Consider the following 16164-nt stretch of genomic DNA (forward strand, 5'->3'; position numbering starts at 1 on the left):
CCTCCGGGGCCGGAACGGCAGAACACAACGGGCCGCGGCTCGGGTGGGAGCAGCGGCCCGGCGGCCCGGGGAAAGGGCACGTGGAACAGGACGGGTCAGAGCAGCATGGCCAGCTGGCGGGCCTGGGCGACCAGGGTGCCCTGGCTGTCCCAGATCTCCATGTCCTCCTCGTGGAGGCTGTTGGAGACGTGCTTGGTCCAGACCCGGCAGGCCAGCCAGCCGGGGGCGGGCCTGGCGCGGATGTGGGTGGTCAGCTCCACGGTGATGGTGCTGAACTCACCGATCTCCAGGACCGCGGGGACCGCGAAGTCCACCATGGCGGGCAGGGAGTGCACGTCGGCGTCGCGGCCGTCGGCGAAGCGCATCCAGAAGTCGGCCTGGGGGCGTCCGTCCTTGTGGCCGTCCAACCAGCCGGGGCGCTGGGGGTAGCGGTACTCGATGCGGTGGGCGATGGTCACACCCTCCGGCTTTCCGGCGAACTCCGGGGGCACGTGGCAGTCCTCGGGGGAGGGCAGCTCCGGCGGGCCCTCCAGGTGCAGCTCCCGGCCCTGCGCGGTGAGGTCGCCGTAGGTGGCGGTGGCGCGCACGATCTCCTTGCCGCCCTGTTCCAACACGACGGCGCCGGTGGCTGTGCGGCGGCCCTCGCGGATGGTCTCGGTGCGCAGCTGGGCCTGGCCGGGGGCGGCGGGGCGCAGGTAGAAGGCGGAGACCACGAGCGGGTCGGGCTGGGTGAGGGTCTGGCTCAGGGCGTTGAGCGCCGTCCCCAGGACGTAACCGCCGTTGGGGTGCGAGGTGAACGTGGTCCAGCCGTCGGTGAGGGTGGCTGTGAACTCGCCGTCGGCTCGCTTCTCGACCCGGGTGTCCTGGTCGAACTCGTAGCCCTCGGCGGGGTGGTCAAGACTCATACAGTCATGTTACTGGCCAGTAGGCACATCGGCTACCACAAAACAGAATCTCGTTCGGCTTTGTGGACGCGACCACACACCACCCCGACCACCGGAACCTCCCGAACCTCCATGTGGCCCTGACGCGACGTCAAGGGCCAGCGTCGTCAGCGCAACACCGAAACCGCCCCCCCACGACGGGCCCGCGACCCGGTACCACTACGACCGCATCGGCCTCCTCGTCCCGGACAGCGAAACCACCAGCGAACTGGCCGAACGCGACAGGGCGGTCGCCCCCTCCTCGGAGGTGACCATCCGCCCGGGCGGAAGTCGCGTGTTGAGTCGCTGCCGGGGAGTCCATCGGAGGTCCATCGCCGGCACGGACACGGGGTACCTTCGCCGCCGTCGTGCGGCAACCGGGCCGAGGTTACGGACCGCCCCTGACAATCGGACACCGCCGCACCGGCTTCCGGCCCCGATCCACCCCACCGGGGTTACACCCGAGGGGCGACCACCCTGACACAATGAGTCGCCGCCACTCCCTCCCGGCGGCCGCTGTACAGCACCCCTTTCCCCGCCCCTCGGTCCTGTCCTCAACAGATCCGAGGCGCCCAGCCGTGCCCTGTCCGCCCCACCCCCTCAGCCCCGCCACCCGGCCCTCTCGACCCCTCCTGGCTGCCACCATGCACGTCCTCCGCCATGCCTACGACACCCACCTGCGCGGACACCTACCGGTCCCGCCCAAAGCCGGGGCGGTCCACCTCCAGGACCCGCACCTGACCGGCGCCCGCCTGGTCCGCTCCCACTTCGGCACCCACGGCAGCGTCGACCACGGCCCCCTGCCCCCGGAAACGGACCTGTCCGCCCTGGTCGCACGCCAACAAGAACGGTTCGAGGCGCACGCCGAACCCGCCCGCTGGCCGGTGCACGCCCACGACCCGCCCGCGCTGGCCCCCGCCCTGCACGCGGCCGGGTTCGCCTGCGGGACGGAGCGCTCCGTCCTGGTGGCCGAACTCGCCGACATCCCCTCTGTGCACCTCGCCGCCGAAGAGCGCTTTCGGGAGAACGACCGGGTCACCAGCAACGCTGTCCGCCAGCTGGCAGCGGACTCCGGACCGCACCGGCGCTCTCTGGTCGAGCACGAGTCCGACGGGATCACCTTCGAACACCGCACCCTGGCCCTCGTACACCGGGCACAGGTGCGCGCGGCCAGCTGGGCCGTCCTGCGGACCGGAACCCCGTTCGTCGTCCTGGAGGGGATGACCGCGCCCCACCCGGAGTTCCTCTGGGAATGGGCCCACCGAGCGGGAACGGTCCGCCCCAAGTCCGGATGGTGGGTGTGGGACCAGGCCCAGGCCCGCCTCATGGCCGCCGAGGTCGACCCCAAGGCCCAGCCCGACCTACACGAGATGCTCCTGAACTCAGGCTTCCACGAGATCACCACCGTGCGCACCCACACCTGGTCCCCACCCGGTGCCCCCGCCACAAGCCGCCCAGTCACCGAACTCCTCGACGACCCCGAGCACGACGACATCTGGGACCGGTTCACGTCGCGCTTCTTCTTCGCCCCCAGCACCACGCTCTTCCCCGGCATCGTCGAACCCGCCGCCTCGGTGACCTGGCCGCTCCACCGCGCCGACGAGCACCCCGAGCACCGGACCGAACTGGACCGGACGGTACGCCAAGGCCTGGCAGCGAGCGTCCCGGCGGGGGAGTCCCTGTACACCCTGGACTGGCAGCACATCGGCCACCGCTACGACCCGCGCCGCGTCGGCGGCCCCGAGCAACCGCGCAACCCGGCGTTCGCCTTCCCCAACGGCGACTACTACATCAATCTCACCAAGGACCTGCGCCTGGGCACCTTCGGCCACCCCTGGGAGGAAGGGCCGCACGGTCAGGGAACCCTGTGCGTGTTCGGCACAGAGCTCCTGGCCCGGGTCGAGGACCACCTCACCCGGCTGCTGGGCGCTCCGATACGCAGGTCCGGCCGTCCGGTGGGCTGACAAAAGCGGTTGCCCCGCCCCTGGGCGACCGGGATGGTCGGCCCATGCCCGATACCCGTGCCCGCGCCCTGGCCCTGTGGGAACACCTCGCCACCACCCGAGCCGAGGGGGCGCTGACCGTGGCGGCCGCCCCGGATTCCCGCCTGTGCCCGCCGGGCTGGTGCGGCATCGTCCGCCTGGACGGCACCACCCTGGCCACAGCGCCCACCACCGAACAGGCGAACCTCCTACGCGCCGCGCTGACCGGTGTCGAGGCGGCCGAACACACCAGTCCCGGGGCGCTGAAGGCAGCGCTCCCGATCACCGGCGCCCTGGGCCCGGCGACACTGGCCTACCTGACCGAAACCGACTTCCACCCACCGGGGCCGGGGTCTGGCGAAAAAGGTCTCCTCCGCCGCTGTGGCCGATGCCCTCACCCAGAATCTGCTCCCTCAGTGGCGCGCCCGCCCAAAGGAATCCCGCGGGGTCGCGCTCACCCTGGGTTTCAGGGAACTGGGCTCTCAGCTGAGTCTCCACCTGGGTTGAGCGACTCCCGCACCCAGGCCGGAGCTCACCTCCGCTTAGCCCCTGCGGCCGTCGCCGTAGTCGTGCTGGGTGCCGATCACGTCGCCCTTGGCCTTGATGCCGCGCATGTCGATGTGGTCGCCCTCGTACTTGGTCTCGTGCTGGTGCACCCCGCCGTGGATGTTGCCTCCTTGGATCAGGATTCCGTGCACGTCACGGGCGATGTTCGTGACGTTCCGGGCCCCGCGCTCCGGGGCCACCTCGTCGAGGATCGCGCGCAGTTCGGCGGCGGCCCCGGGGTCCTCGCGCAGCAGGCGGCGCAGCCGGGTCTTCCAGTTCCGCTCGACCTCTTCGGCTGACAGAGCGTCTCCGCCGTCCGCGGTCAGCTCCCGGCGGGACTCCTCCAGTTCCTCCAGAGCCTTCTGCTTCTTGACCTCGTTGCCCTGGAAGACCTGGGTGATCCACCCCCGGACCACCGTCCAGCTTCCCTTGGCCATCTCCTGGGTCAGGGTCTTGGCAGCTTCCTCGACCAGATCCACCGAACCGTCCTCCACGCCGTCGCACCGCCTTGTCCGCAGGGCTTCCCGGGCTTCGGAAAGCCCGTGGATGAGACATCCTAGCCAGCGGGACGGTTGCGCACAGGAGGTCGCGGCAACACCGATCCGGCGTGAACGCTCTCACCACGGGGAACACCCCGAACCCTGTGAGCGTTGGGCCTCGCGGAGCCGGAAGTCGGCTGCGCGGATCCGTTCGGGGTGAGTTGATGAATGTCAATACCAGCGCCGCCGTGAGCAGCGCCCTCCGCTTTTTCCGCCTTCGGGTCCCGGCCCAGAACACTCAACGGGACCCCTGAGATCCAAAGGTCCTTGACGTTGTCCACTTCCGCTCACGCCTGGTCCACCCGCCCCGAGACCAGCGCTGACACCGCCACCATCCACGCCGTCAACAGCGCCGCCTTCGAGACCCCGGCCGAAGCCGACCTGGTCGACGCCCTGCGCGCCGACACCGGAGCGTGGATCGAGGGTCTGTCCGTCGTCACCGAGTCCGCTGACGGCACCCTCGTCGGGCACGCGCTGTTCACCCGCTGCCACGTCGACGGCCACCCGGCCCTGGCGTTGGCTCCGTGCGCGGTGCTGCCCGAATACCAGGGCGCCGGTGCCGGTTCGGCCGCCATCCGCGCCGGGTTGGAGTCCGCCCGCGCCATGGGTGAGAACCTCGTCCTGGTGCTGGGGCACGCCGACTACTACCCGAGGTTCGGGTTCACCCCGGCCTCCGGGTTCGGGGTGCGCGCCCCGTTCGAGGTTCCGGACGAGGCCATGATGGCTCTTTCCCTGGACCCCTCGCGCGAGAGCCCGCGCGGCACCATCCAGTACCCGGCCGCCTTCGGTATCTGAACACGCTGACCCGCTCGTCCGGGTGGAACGGTGCCCCCGCCACGCGAGTCCGCGGCGGGGGCGCTTCGTCGTACCGGCCCGTGCCGGGCCCGCTCAGCCGGCCAGGGACAGCCTCCCGGTCAGCTTGTTGACGTCCTTCTTCGGGCCGAACACCGCCAGCCCCACGTACTCCAGCTGTGCCGGTTCGGTCTGCGCGAGCCGGTCCAGGTAGTCCACGTAGGTGCGTGAGCCGCGAGCCACCTCGTTGAAGCCCACCACCGTCAGGTCGCGCTCATCAGCCAGGGCCTTGATCCGGCGCAGCTGCTCTCCGGTGGCGGCCAGGGTCGGCACCGGGTGCGGGTTGATCCCGGCATGCAGGTGTCCCTGCGCATCTTTGCCGTCGGCCCCCAGCGAGTTGTCCAGCCGCGCTCCCAGGGCGAGTCCGAGCACCGCACTGGCGTTGGCGGCGACCGCGAGCTCCAGGTCCGAGCGCAGGACGACGACCAGCTTGGTGGACATGTTCATGAATTTCTCCCCGCTCATATGTCGTGCGATCCACGAAGAAAGTAGCTGGAGAAACAGCTTCATGGATGGTTTTCCGAACACTATTCGGCCATAGCGCCGAACTGCCCGCCATGGGCGAACGTGGTTCGGTGATCGTGCGGGAACTCCGGCAGGATGCGCGGCGGAAGAAGGCCGCTGCGGTCAGGGAACCCGGGAAACGTTCGGCACGTGCGATGACGGACGGCAGCCACAAGGCGCCAAGGAACACAGGGGAGAAGGCGGATGGGCAAGAAGCCGAGCCAGAGCACGGGGCTCGCGCTCGGGTTGGTCTTCGGTGTCGTTTTCGGGGTTGCCTTCGACAACCTGGCCCTGGGCATCGCGCTCGGGTTGGTCTTCGGTCTGGCCTTCGGCGCCCAGCAGCCCCGCAGGGGCGAGGAATAGCCCCGCCCCGAGGCCTGGGCCCCAGGCCTCGGGCGCCTCAACGCCCGGTCAGGTCCTCCTCGACCAGGTAGCGCTCGCCCGCCAGCTCGTAACGCAGGGCCCGATTGAGCTCCAGCATCGCCGTGTTCCCCTCGTCCACGGCCACCGCCACCCTCCTGACGTGCGGGAACAGGTCGTGTACCCGCAGCGTCTGATTGGCCTTGACCCGGGTGGCCAGTCCCCGGCGCCGGTGGGGCGGCGAGACCGCGGTCACGTACTGCCTGGCGACCAGCGCCTGACCCACCGTGGTGGCCGTGGCCGCGACCACCTGGTCCGAGGTGCGGTCCAGGGCAGCGCACACCACCAGCCGGGACCCGTCCTGGACGACCTCGCGCTCCCACTCGCGGACCCGCTGCGGGGCCCAGGCCCGCTCGACCAGGGGTCGTGAACCCTCGATCGCATCGATCGAGTACACGGCCACCTGCCCGAAGGAGGCCACCAGGTTCTCGGGGGCGGTGCCCTCCCAGTAGGTGACGAGGTAGCCGCGTGCGGGACGGGCCGCCAGATGCCAGCAGTGTTCCAGGGTCTCCTCGTCCAGCTGCTGTTCCTGCACCTTGAACGGGATCAGGGTGCGCGGGTGCCCGTCAGAGCGGGCGAAGGCCTCCGTCTCCGGTCCGGTCAGGGTGTGGCTGCGCAGACGCTCCATTCCCAGGGCGCGGGCCCGCTCCACCGCGGCCTCGCGCAAACGGGTCCCCATGCCTCGTCGGCGGGCCGGTTCGGCAACGTACAGGCGCAACAGCCCGACCTGCGGGTTGTAGGGCTGCCTGCGCAGCTCGGCCACGCCCTGGACGGGCTCACCCGGCGCGGTGCGGGCCGACCAACACCAGTTCTGGCCCGCGCGTTTGGTACGCAGCTGGTCGGCCAGGTCCTGGGGGCGGGGTGCGCTGCCCATCAATTCGTTCATACCGTGGCTGTGCAGCGCGGTCCAGGCGGCCAGCTCCTCGGCCGGGGCTGTGCTGGGGTCGAGAACTTCCACCACTGAGCTCACGACACCACGTTGCCACACCCGGGCCCCGGCTGTCTCCCACCACACAGTTCAAATCCACACCAGCTCTCACCAGCGGAGACGGACCATGAGTCATGGTTCTCCTCCGCGAGCACGGGTACGAGCCGCCCCCGCTGATCAGCGTCCCCCACCGGAGCGTTCGGGCCCACCGGTGGCATACGCCACAATCCGGGCCGCCAGGTCGGGGGCGCGGTCGTGACAGGATCAAGGGTCTCGAAGGCGAGGGCTCACCCCGCAACCGTGCCGCACCAGGGCGTTTCCGTCCCGCGCCCGTGTCGGCTCAGGGCCTCCCGTCCCCCGCACGGGCGCGCCCGCACCGGCATCCGGAGCTCATCTCACCGTGCCCGCACCCACTGGGTGAGCCAGGTGTTTCCCGTGTGTTACGGCCCGACATATTCAGGCAACGACCCCTGCCTACCTTCGGTTATGTCAGCACCCGTCGAGCAGGAAGGCCTGGTCGTGACCTCCGAGACCGGAACACGCGCGCCACGCACCGGACCGAGCTGGATCTCCCGTTGGGACCCCGAGGACCGGGGGTTCTGGGAGAGCACCGGACGCCCGGTGGCCCGCCGCAACCTGTGGGCCTCCATCGCCTCAGAGCACATCGGTTTCTCGGTGTGGTCGATCTGGTCCGTGCTGGTGCTCTTCATGATCCCCGAGCACGGTTTCTCCACCACCCCCGAGCAGAAGTTCCTGCTGTTGTCGGTGGTCACCCTGGTCGGGGCCGTGCTGCGGGTGCCCTACACCCTGGCGGTACCGATCTTCGGTGGCCGCAACTGGACGATCATCTCCACCTTCCTGCTGCTGGTACCCACCGCGGCCGCGTTCTTCCTGGTGCAAAACCCCGACACCCCGTTCTGGCTGATGATGGTGCTGGCCGCCACCGCCGGCCTGGGCGGCGGCAACTTCTCCTCCTCGATGGCTAACATCAACTCCTACTTCCCCGAACGGGAGAAGGGGTGGGCGCTGGGTCTGAACGCGGGCGGCGGCAACATCGGCGTGGCCACCGTCCAGCTGGTGGGTCTGGCCGTGATCGCCCTGTTCACCGCCTCGGCCGGGTACCTGGTCCCGCTGTTCTACGCCCCGCTGATCCTGCTCGCCGCCTGGTGGGCGATGCGTTCGATGAACAACCTGGTCAACGTGCGCAGCGACATCCCCGCGCAGCTCTCGGCCACCAAGGACCGCCACTTCTGGATCATGTCGGTGCTCTACATCGGTACCTTCGGCTCCTTCATCGGCACCGGCTTCGCCTTCGGCCTCCTGCTGCAGTCCCAGTTCGGGCTGGTGCCCATCCAGGCGGCCGCCATCGCCGTCCTCGGCCCGGTGATCGGCTCCCTGATCCGCCCGGTCGGCGGCCGGATGGCCGACGCCCTGGGCGGTGCCCGCGTGACCCTGTGGGTGTTCCTGGCGATGGCCGTGTGCGCCACGGTCCTGGTGCTGGCGGTCCAGGCCGCACAGCTGGCGCTGTTCGTGGGCGCGTTCGCGGTGATGTTCACGCTCACCGGGCTGGGCAACGGCTCCACCTACAAGATGATCCCCTCCATCTACGCGGCCAAGGCCGAGGACGCGATCGCCGCTGGTGAGCCCCGTGAGCAGGCGCTGGCCCGTACCAAGCGCACCGCCTCCTCCATGCTCGGGCTGATCGGCGCGGTCGGCGCGCTGGGCGGGGTGGGCATCAACGTCACCTTCCGTGAGGCCTTCGCCGCCACCGGCTCCACGGCGCCCGCCTTCGCCGCCTTCGGTGCCTTCTACCTGGTTTGTGCGGCCATCACCTACCTGGTGTACCTTCGTCGCCCGGCCACCGCCGCACCCTCCACCGCCACCGGCGCCGGGGCCACCCCGGGCGCCGCCCAGGAAACGGCCACCCGATGAACCCGCCCGGCGCCTCGACCCGCACCCACTGCCCCTACTGCGCCCTGCAGTGCGCCATGCACCTGGACACCGGGGCCGACGGACGCCTGTCCGCCCGCCCCGCCGACTTCCCCACCAACCGGGGCGGGCTGTGCCGCAAGGGCTGGACCTCCGCCGACGTCCTCACCGTCCCCGACCGCCTCACCCGCCCCCTGCTCCGCAAGGACCGCGACTCCGACCTGGTCGAGGTCGACTGGGACACCGCCCTGGACCACATCGCCGAACGCCTGCTGGCCCTGCGCGCCGAGTCCGGCCCCGACACCGTCTCGGTCTTCGGCAGCGGCGGGCTCACCAACGAGAAGTCCTACGCCCTGGGCAAGTTCGCCCGCCTGGCCCTGGGCACCTCCCAGATCGACTACAACGGCCGCTTCTGTATGTCCTCCGCGGCGGCCGCGGGCATGCGCGCCTTCGGACTGGACCGGGGCATGCCCTTCCCGCTCACCGACGTCGGATCAGCCGAAGTGGTCCTGCTGGCCGGGGCCAACCCCGCCGAGACCATGCCGCCGATGATGGGCCACCTGTCCGCGCCCGCACTCATCGTCATCGACCCCCGCCGCACCGCCACCGCCCGGGTCGCACTCGACAACGGCGGCCTGCACCTGGCCCCGCGCCCGGGAACCGACCTTGCCCTGGCCCTGAGCCTGCTGCACGCCGTCCGCGTCCAGGGCTGGGTGGACACCGACTACGTCACCGCACGCACCAACGGGTTCGAACAGGCCTGGGAACACGCCGCGGCATGGTGGCCCGAGCAGACCGAACTCCTCACCGGGGTGCCCGCCGAGCAGATCCGCGCCGCCGCCGACCTGCTCGGAAAAGCCGCCCGCAACCACTCGGCCTACATCCTGACCGGGCGCGGCACCGAACAGCACGCCAAGGGCACCGACACCGTCTCCGCGTGGATCAACCTGGCCCTGGCCCTGGGCCTGCCCGGCCGCGCGGGTTCGGGCTACGGGTGCATCACCGGGCAGGGCAACGGCCAGGGCGGGCGCGAACACGGCCAAAAGGCCGACCAGCTGCCCGGGTACCGCAAGATCGACGACCCCGCCGCCCGGGACCACGTGGCCCGGGTGTGGGGCGTGGACCCCGACTCCCTGCCCGGGCCCGGCCGCAGCGCCTTCGAGCTCCTGGACGCCCTGGGCACCCCCGGCGGTCCGCGCGCCATGCTGCTGTTCGGCTCCAACCCGGTGGTCTCGGCCCCCGACGCCGGGCGGGTGCGTGAGCGCCTGGCCTCTCTGGACCTGCTGGTGGCCGCCGACTTCGTGCTTTCGGAGACCGCCGCCCTGGCCGACGTGGTCCTGCCGGTGGCTCAGTGGGCCGAGGAGTCGGGCACCATGACCAACCTGGAAGGGCGGGTGCTGCGCCGCCGCCGCGCGACCCCGCCGCCCGAAGGCGTACGCACCGACCTGGAGGTGCTCTCGGCCCTGGCGGTGCGCCTGGGCCAGCCCGCCGAGCGTTTTCCCACCGAACCCGACACCGTGCTCGCCGAGCTGGGCGCGGCCTCGGCCGGGGGAGCCGCCGACTACTCCGGCGTCACCCCCGAACGCCTGGCGGCGGGGGAGGCCCTGCACTGGCCGGTACGCGCGGGCCAGGAGCCCACGCCCCGCCTGTTCCTGGACTCCTTCGCCCACCCCGACGGCCGCGCCCGGTTCACGGCCGTGGCCCACCGCCCCGCCGCCGAGGAACCCGACTCCGAGTTCCCGCTGATCGCCACCACCGGGCGGCTCATGGGCCACTACCAGTCCGGGGCCCAGACCCGCCGGGTCCCCGAACTCAACAGCGCCGAACCCGAGGTGTACGTGGAGGTGCACCCCGACACCGCCGCCCGCGCGGGGCTGGCCGCCGGTGACCTGGCCCGGCTCACCTCCCGCCGGGGCCACACCAGCGCCCGGGTGCGCCTGGAGCCCACCGCCCGCCTGGACACGGTGTTCATGCCCTTCCACTACGCCGGGGCCCAGGCCGCCAACAACCTCACCAACCCGGCCCTGGACCCCACCAGCCGCATGCCGGAGTTCAAGGTCAGCGCCGTGCGGCTGGAGCCCGCACCCGAACCCGACCACGACCCCGCCACCGCACCGGGCCGCTAGGGCGGCACAGCCCACTCCCCACGACAGCTTCACCCGGCCGACGCCGCCCGGGCAGGTACCACCCCACAGCAGGAGGCAGTAGTTGAGCACCGATCAGCGTGTGAGCGAGCAGAGCGTGTCAGCGCGTCGGATCGTGGTCGTGGGTAACGGCATGGTCGGGGCACGCTTCGCCGAGGAGGTCGCCCGGCTGGACCCCGAGGGTGAACGCGTCCACGTCACCGTGGTGGGCACCGAACACCACCCGGCCTACAACCGCGTCCTGCTCTCGGGGGTGGTCGCGGGCGACTACACACCCGACCAGATCAACCTTCCGGTACCGCGGACCCCCGGGGTGAGCGTGCGCACGGGGGTGAGCGCCACCGCCCTGGACACGGTCGAACGCCGGGTGGACCTGGACGACGGCACCCACCTGCCCTACGACGAACTGGTCCTGGCCACCGGCGCCCGCGCCGCCTTCCCGCCCATCCCCGGGGTCAGCGCCTCCGACGGCGTACCGGGGGAAGGGGTGAGCGCACTGCGCGACCTCGCCGACTGTGAGCGCCTGCTCTCCCTGGTCCGTCCCGGCGCCCCCGTGGTGGTCCTGGGCGGCGGGGTGCTGGGTTTGGAGGCCGCCCGCGGGCTGGTCGGGCGCGGGGCCCGGGTGTGCGTGGTGGAGTCCTCGCCCTGGATCATGCGCCGGCAGATCGACCAGAGCGCGGCCAAGGTACTGGCCAGCTGCTACGAGGACCTGGGGGTGAGCGTCCACTCCTGGCGGGTGGCCTCGCGGTGGATCCCGGGTACCGGTCTGGAGCTGGATGACGGCCGGGTCCTGCCCGGTGACGCCCTGGTGGTCACCGCCGGTGTGCGCGCCAACACCGAGCTGGCCAAAGCGGCCGGGATCGAGGCCGAGCACGGGGTACTCGTGGACGACACCCTGGCCACCTCCGACGCCCGCGTGCACGCCATCGGTGACTGCGCCCAGCACCCCGGGGGCGGTGCCGGGCTGGTCCAGCCCGGATGGGAGCAGGCCTCGGTTCTGGCCCGGCGGCTCACCGGGGCCGCGCCCCAGGCCCGTTACTCGGGGGCGCGTCCGCTCACCCGGCTCAAGGCCCAGGGCATCGAACTCACCGCGTTCGGGCTGGTGCAGGAGGACGACCTGGGGCCCGAGGTGGAGACGGTGACGGTCAGCGACCCCTACGGGCGCCGCTACGCCAAGCTCACGGTGAGCGAGGAACGGGTGGTGGGCGCGGTCCTGCTCGGGTTCGCGCAGGCGGCGGCCACCCTGTCCCAGCTCTACGACACCGGCGCCCCGGTGCCCGCCGACCGGTTGGCCCTGCTGCAGGGACTGCCCACCGCAGCACCGGGGGAGCAGGCGGGGCAGGGCGCGGCCGCCCCGGCCCTGGTGTGCCGGTGCAACGCGGTCAGCCGCGAGGACATCGAGCAGGCCTGGCTGGACGGTGCGCGCACACGTGAGGGTATCGCCGAGCGCACCCGCGCCACCACCGGCTGCGGGGGTTGCGTGCGGGACGTGAACGCTCTGCTGTCGGGGATGGGCAGCGGCCGCAGCGCCGAACCGGTGGGCTGAGCAGCCCGGGTGCGGGCCGGGACCGCACCGGTCCTGGCCCGGGCGCACACCGACACGAGCCGAGCGCGAAGCCTACCGGTGGGGATACCGCAGAGGAGCTGACGGAACCTTCCTGGTCTGCCTTCCCCCGGCTGCTGCCGTTGCTGTACGGGGTGGTGCCAGTGTGGAGCGGGTGCCCCAAACCCCCCGCTTGAACCTGTCCGCTGCTTCCCAAACCCTCTGATCCCCGATGATCTTGCTACCAGGAGCAAGTTCGGCGCCGAACTTGCTCCTGGTAGCAAGATCATCTTCAAACCCAGGACCGAAACAGGCACCCGGCCCCAGACACCACCACTGACCTCGCCACCGCTGTTCCGTTGCCGGGAATGACCGGCCGCGACACGGCCCGCCGGTGCGCGCAGGGGTGTGGAGGGCACCGGCCGAAGGCCGAGGTAGTTGGGCCCCTTTGAGGGCCGGTCTGCCGCCCGGTCACCGGCGCGCGCCAGCCCGGGCACCACCGCCATCGAAAAAGCCAGGAACAGCCCCGCGAACAGTCCGGCCAGCACGGCGGCCAACACCGGCACGACCCCGAACACCATCTCCACCATCGGAACGCGCCCGCCCTTCCTCGGCCGTGCCGCCCGCGTGACACGTCACGCCTCCCATCGAAGCACCACCGGGGCCCGAGCGCCATACGCCTGAGTCCACCGCGCCTACGACACCGTCGACGCCCGACCAGCGACCCGTTGAACGGCCCGTCCGAAACCGGTCACCAACGAAGCCGATACGTAACGTCTCTCCCTCTACCGCGAAGCCCAACGTGCCTATACCGTGACCGTGTGTGCTTCCCCCCACTCGTCGGGCGCGACACGGAACGACGGCAGCTGCGCAAGGCAGCGGTTCCCGGCACCATCGTCCTGTTGTCAGGGACGGCCGGAACAGGCAAGACCCGCCTGGTCCAGGAACTGCACGAGGCCACCGACAGCACCGTACTGACCGGACACTGCCCGCCCCGCACCGATCCCTTCCCCTACGCGCCCGTCGTCGAGGCCCTGCGCCACACCCCGATCCCGGCCGGGCTCAGCCCGCTGTGCGGCGCACTGGCCCTGCTGATGCCCGAGCACGGCGACCTGCTGCCCCCACCACCGCCCCCGGTGGACCCGGCCGCCGAACACCACCGCACCTACCGCGCCCTGACCGAGCTCCTGAGCGCCCTGGGACCCACCACCCTGGCCCTGGAGGACGTACAGTGGATCGACCCGGCCACCCGTGACCTGCTCACCTACCTGACGCCCCGGCTGCCCGCCAACCTCACCCTGGTCCTGACCTACCGCCCAGAGGAACTCCCGCGCGCCTTCCCCGTGGCCGCACTGGCCGCCCGCACCCCTCCCGGCACCGAGCACCACGAAATCACCCTGGGCCCCCTGCCACCCGAACACGTCCACACCCTGGCCCAGCGCCTGCTCACCGCCGAGGTCTCCCGCGAGGACGCCGAGCACCTGCACGCCTGGACCGGCGGCCTTCCCCTGGCCGTGGTGGAAACCCTGCACCACCTGGACCAGCTCCCCGACGCCCCGGGCGAACCGGCCGTGCCCGCCACCCCGCCGATCTCCGCACCCCTGCGCGACTGGTTCCTGGACCGCCTGCGCTCGGTGGACCGCAACACCCGCCGACTGGTCCGCGCCGCCTGCGTCCTGGACCAGCCCGCCACCGACACCCAGCTGGCCCGCGTGGCCGCCCTGTCCACCGCCCGCGCCGAAAAGGCCCTGGCCCGAGCCCACCAACGCGGCCTGCTGCGCTCCCTGGGCCCGGCCACCCTGGAACCCCACACCCCGCTGCTACGCCAGGCCTGCTACACCTCCCTGCCCCGCGACAAACGCCGCCAGCTGCACCGGGCCACCCTCCAGGTCCTGGGCGAACAGACCCAACCGCCACACGCCCGCATGGCCCACCACGCCCGCGAAGCCGGGCTGCTGGACGCCTGGACCGACCACGCCGAACTCGCCGCGGACCAGGCCCTGGCCCACGGCGAGGACACCACCGCCGTCGCCCTGCTGCGCGACGCCCTCACCCGCCGATCCCTGCCCCCGCGCCGCCGCTGCGACCTCGCACTCAAACTCGGCCGGGCCGCCCTGACCGGTATCTCCGCCGAACACACCATCGCCCTGCTGCGCGACGTCCTGGACACCCCCGGCCTGTGCTCTGCCGAACGCGGCGAACTACGTATGGAACTGGGCCTGCTCCTGCTCAACCAGGCCTCCCGCAACCGCTCCGCCCGCGGCGAGCTCGTCCGCGCCGCCGCCGAACTCTCCTCCCGCCCCGCCCTGGCCGCCCGCGTCATGTGCGCCCTGGCCGTGCCCCGCTCCACCCCCGACTCGGTGGCCACCCACCGGCGCTGGATGGAACAGGCAGTCCAGGCCGCCCAGCGCAGCCAGGACCCCGCGGTGGAGCAGACCGTACGCGTCAACCAGGCCACCCTGCTCGCCCAGATCGGCGACCCGGCCGCCTGGGACGTGTCCCTGCCCCGCCCCGACGCCACCCCGCCCCACAGCAACCCCCAGGCCCTGGCCCGGCGCCGCGAGTTCTCCCGCGCCTCACTGAACCTGGCCGACGCCGCCGTCATCCTGGGCCACTACGACCGGGCCGACCGCCACCTGGCCGATGTCACCGGCGCCTGCGACCCCTACATCCGCGAGAGCGCGCGGGTGCTGTACCTGATCCTGGACTGGAACCGCGGCCACTGGTCCGACCTGGCCGAACGCACCGAACACGACCTGCGCTCGGGGCGACTGGCCCACCTGCACTCGGTCACCGCCGAACTCGCCGTGGTACGCGCCGCCCTGGCCCTGGCCCACGGCGACCCGGCCACCACACGCACCCACCTGGACCGGATCCTGCCCGGCCCCGCCAACCCCGGGCACACCCCCACCCACCACAGCCCCACCGACCGTGCCGGACACATCAACCACACCGGCCCTACCGGCACCGCGACCGACCACACACCCCCCGACCACGCGAGCCCTGACTACACCGTGCCCGTGCGCGCCTTCGCCGCCGGACTACTGGCCCGCATGGCCCTGGCCCAAGGCGACGCCAACGCCGCCTGGCAGCGGGTGGAAGGCCTGGTCTCCCTCGTGGCCAGCAAGGGCATCTGGGTCTGGGCCGCCGACCTGGTACCGGGCATCGAGGCCCTCCTGCTGTGCCGAAGACGCGCCGTGGCCCAGGACCTGAGCACCCGCTTCCGCGCCGGACTGCGAGGCACCAGCGCACCGGCCGCCCAGGCCGCCCTCATCCGCCTCGAAGCCGCCCTGGCCCACCACAACGGCCAACACGACCGCGCCCTGCACCTGTACACCCAGGCCGAAGCCGCCTACCGGGACATGCCCCGCCCCTACGACGCCGCCCAGGCCCTCGAGGCCTCCGCCCACACCCACCTGGCCGCCGCCAACGGCCAGGGCCCCGGGCTCGGGGTGACCGCACTCCAGGCCGCCCTGGAGCAGTACACCGAACTCGGCGCGACCTGGGACGCCGCCCGCGTGCGCCGCCTGCTGCGCGAGCACGGCGTCAACACGCCCCCGGCCAGAACAGGGGGTTCGGGCAACGAGCGCCTCTCACCCCGCGAGAACGAGATCACCGCCCTGGCCGGGCGCGGACACACCAACCGCGAGATCGCCGCGCTCCTACACCTGTCCCCGCGCACCGTGGAGACCCACGTGGCCAACGCCCTGGCCAAACTCGGCCTGCGCTCACGCCGCGACCTGACCCCGCCCACCGGGCGCTGAAAACAGCCCAGAACCCGCACACACCCTTGACCCCCCAGGGCACCCTCGACCCCTGGACCACCCCTACGGCACTACGTAGTCGCCACCCGC

General features: G+C 71.9%; 12 protein-coding genes. 8 read left to right on the plus strand and 4 right to left on the minus strand.

What is annotated here, in order from left to right:
* Positions 1–95 precede the first annotated feature (95 nt).
* Positions 96–905: a thioesterase family protein gene (locus NE857_RS17105; RefSeq protein WP_254416675.1), complete on the minus strand. Its 810-nt coding sequence runs from the start codon at positions 903–905 to the stop codon at positions 96–98.
* Between the two features lie 662 nt (positions 906–1567).
* On the opposite strand from NE857_RS17105, the gene NE857_RS17110 reads away from it, so the two are divergent.
* Together NE857_RS17110 and NE857_RS17115 are read left to right on the plus strand one after the other, a co-directional pair.
* Complete coding sequence (locus NE857_RS17110; RefSeq protein WP_254416676.1) at positions 1568–2887, plus strand: DUF2716 domain-containing protein; 1320 nt, start codon at positions 1568–1570, stop codon at positions 2885–2887.
* Between the two features lie 399 nt (positions 2888–3286).
* Complete coding sequence (locus NE857_RS17115; protein ID WP_254416677.1) at positions 3287–3412, plus strand: hypothetical protein; 126 nt, start codon at positions 3287–3289, stop codon at positions 3410–3412.
* Positions 3413–3447: 35 nt separating this feature from the next.
* Here the strand turns inward: NE857_RS17115 and NE857_RS17120 are convergent, their stop codons facing one another.
* Entirely contained in the window at positions 3448–3930 is a 483-nt protein-coding gene (locus NE857_RS17120) for a hypothetical protein (RefSeq protein ID WP_254416678.1), read from the minus strand.
* Between the two features lie 333 nt (positions 3931–4263).
* Between NE857_RS17120 and NE857_RS17125 the strand changes: the two genes are divergently transcribed.
* On the plus strand, positions 4264–4785 hold the full coding sequence (locus NE857_RS17125) for a GNAT family N-acetyltransferase (RefSeq protein WP_254416679.1): 522 nt from the start codon (positions 4264–4266) through the stop codon (positions 4783–4785).
* A 93-nt stretch (positions 4786–4878) separates the two neighbouring features.
* Here NE857_RS17125 and NE857_RS17130 read toward each other — a convergent pair whose 3' ends face one another.
* Positions 4879–5289, minus strand: coding sequence for a DUF2000 domain-containing protein (locus NE857_RS17130; protein WP_254416680.1), 411 nt, complete (start codon positions 5287–5289; stop codon positions 4879–4881).
* A gap of 261 nt (positions 5290–5550) precedes the next feature.
* Between NE857_RS17130 and NE857_RS17135 the strand changes: the two genes are divergently transcribed.
* Positions 5551–5709, plus strand: a complete 159-nt coding sequence (locus NE857_RS17135; RefSeq protein WP_254416681.1) for a glycine zipper domain-containing protein — start codon at positions 5551–5553, stop codon at positions 5707–5709.
* Positions 5710–5746: 37 nt separating this feature from the next.
* Here NE857_RS17135 and NE857_RS17140 read toward each other — a convergent pair whose 3' ends face one another.
* Positions 5747–6736 carry a GNAT family N-acetyltransferase gene (locus NE857_RS17140; RefSeq protein ID WP_254416682.1) on the minus strand — a complete coding sequence of 330 codons (990 nt, stop codon included), beginning with the start codon at positions 6734–6736 and terminating at the stop codon, positions 5747–5749.
* A 477-nt stretch (positions 6737–7213) separates the two neighbouring features.
* On the opposite strand from NE857_RS17140, the gene NE857_RS17145 reads away from it, so the two are divergent.
* From NE857_RS17145 to NE857_RS34270, 4 genes are all read left to right on the plus strand, one after another.
* Positions 7214–8626 (plus strand): MFS transporter, encoded by a 1413-nt coding sequence (locus NE857_RS17145; protein ID WP_254422012.1) that lies wholly within the window; start codon positions 7214–7216, stop codon positions 8624–8626.
* The gene (locus NE857_RS17150; RefSeq protein ID WP_254416683.1) at positions 8623–10749 is read left to right on the plus strand and encodes a molybdopterin oxidoreductase family protein; all 2127 of its coding nucleotides are present in this window, start codon (positions 8623–8625) and stop codon (positions 10747–10749) included. Before NE857_RS17145 ends, NE857_RS17150 begins: the two co-directional genes overlap by 4 nt.
* 82 nt (positions 10750–10831) lie before the next feature.
* Complete coding sequence (locus tag NE857_RS17155) at positions 10832–12313, plus strand: FAD-dependent oxidoreductase (protein ID WP_301184220.1); 1482 nt, start codon at positions 10832–10834, stop codon at positions 12311–12313.
* 818 nt (positions 12314–13131) lie between these two features.
* Positions 13132–16074: a helix-turn-helix transcriptional regulator gene (locus NE857_RS34270; protein WP_301184221.1), complete on the plus strand. Its 2943-nt coding sequence runs from the start codon at positions 13132–13134 to the stop codon at positions 16072–16074.
* The last annotated feature ends 90 nt before the right edge of the window (positions 16075–16164 follow it).

This window comes from Nocardiopsis exhalans (assembly GCF_024134545.1).
Classification (GTDB): Bacteria; Actinomycetota; Actinomycetes; order Streptosporangiales; family Streptosporangiaceae; genus Nocardiopsis; species Nocardiopsis exhalans.

Excerpts from the sequence above, each read along its gene's own strand:
- NE857_RS17105 (WP_254416675.1), bottom strand. The coding sequence starts at position 905 with ATGAGTCTTGACCACCCCGCCGAGGGCTACGAGTTCGACCAGGACACC.
- NE857_RS17150 (WP_254416683.1), top strand. The coding sequence starts at position 8,623 with ATGAACCCGCCCGGCGCCTCGACCCGCACCCACTGCCCCTACTGCGCC.
- NE857_RS17110 (WP_254416676.1), top strand. The coding sequence starts at position 1,568 with ATGCACGTCCTCCGCCATGCCTACGACACCCACCTGCGCGGACACCTA.
- NE857_RS17130 (WP_254416680.1), bottom strand. The coding sequence starts at position 5,289 with ATGAACATGTCCACCAAGCTGGTCGTCGTCCTGCGCTCGGACCTGGAG.
- NE857_RS17135 (WP_254416681.1), top strand. The coding sequence starts at position 5,551 with ATGGGCAAGAAGCCGAGCCAGAGCACGGGGCTCGCGCTCGGGTTGGTC.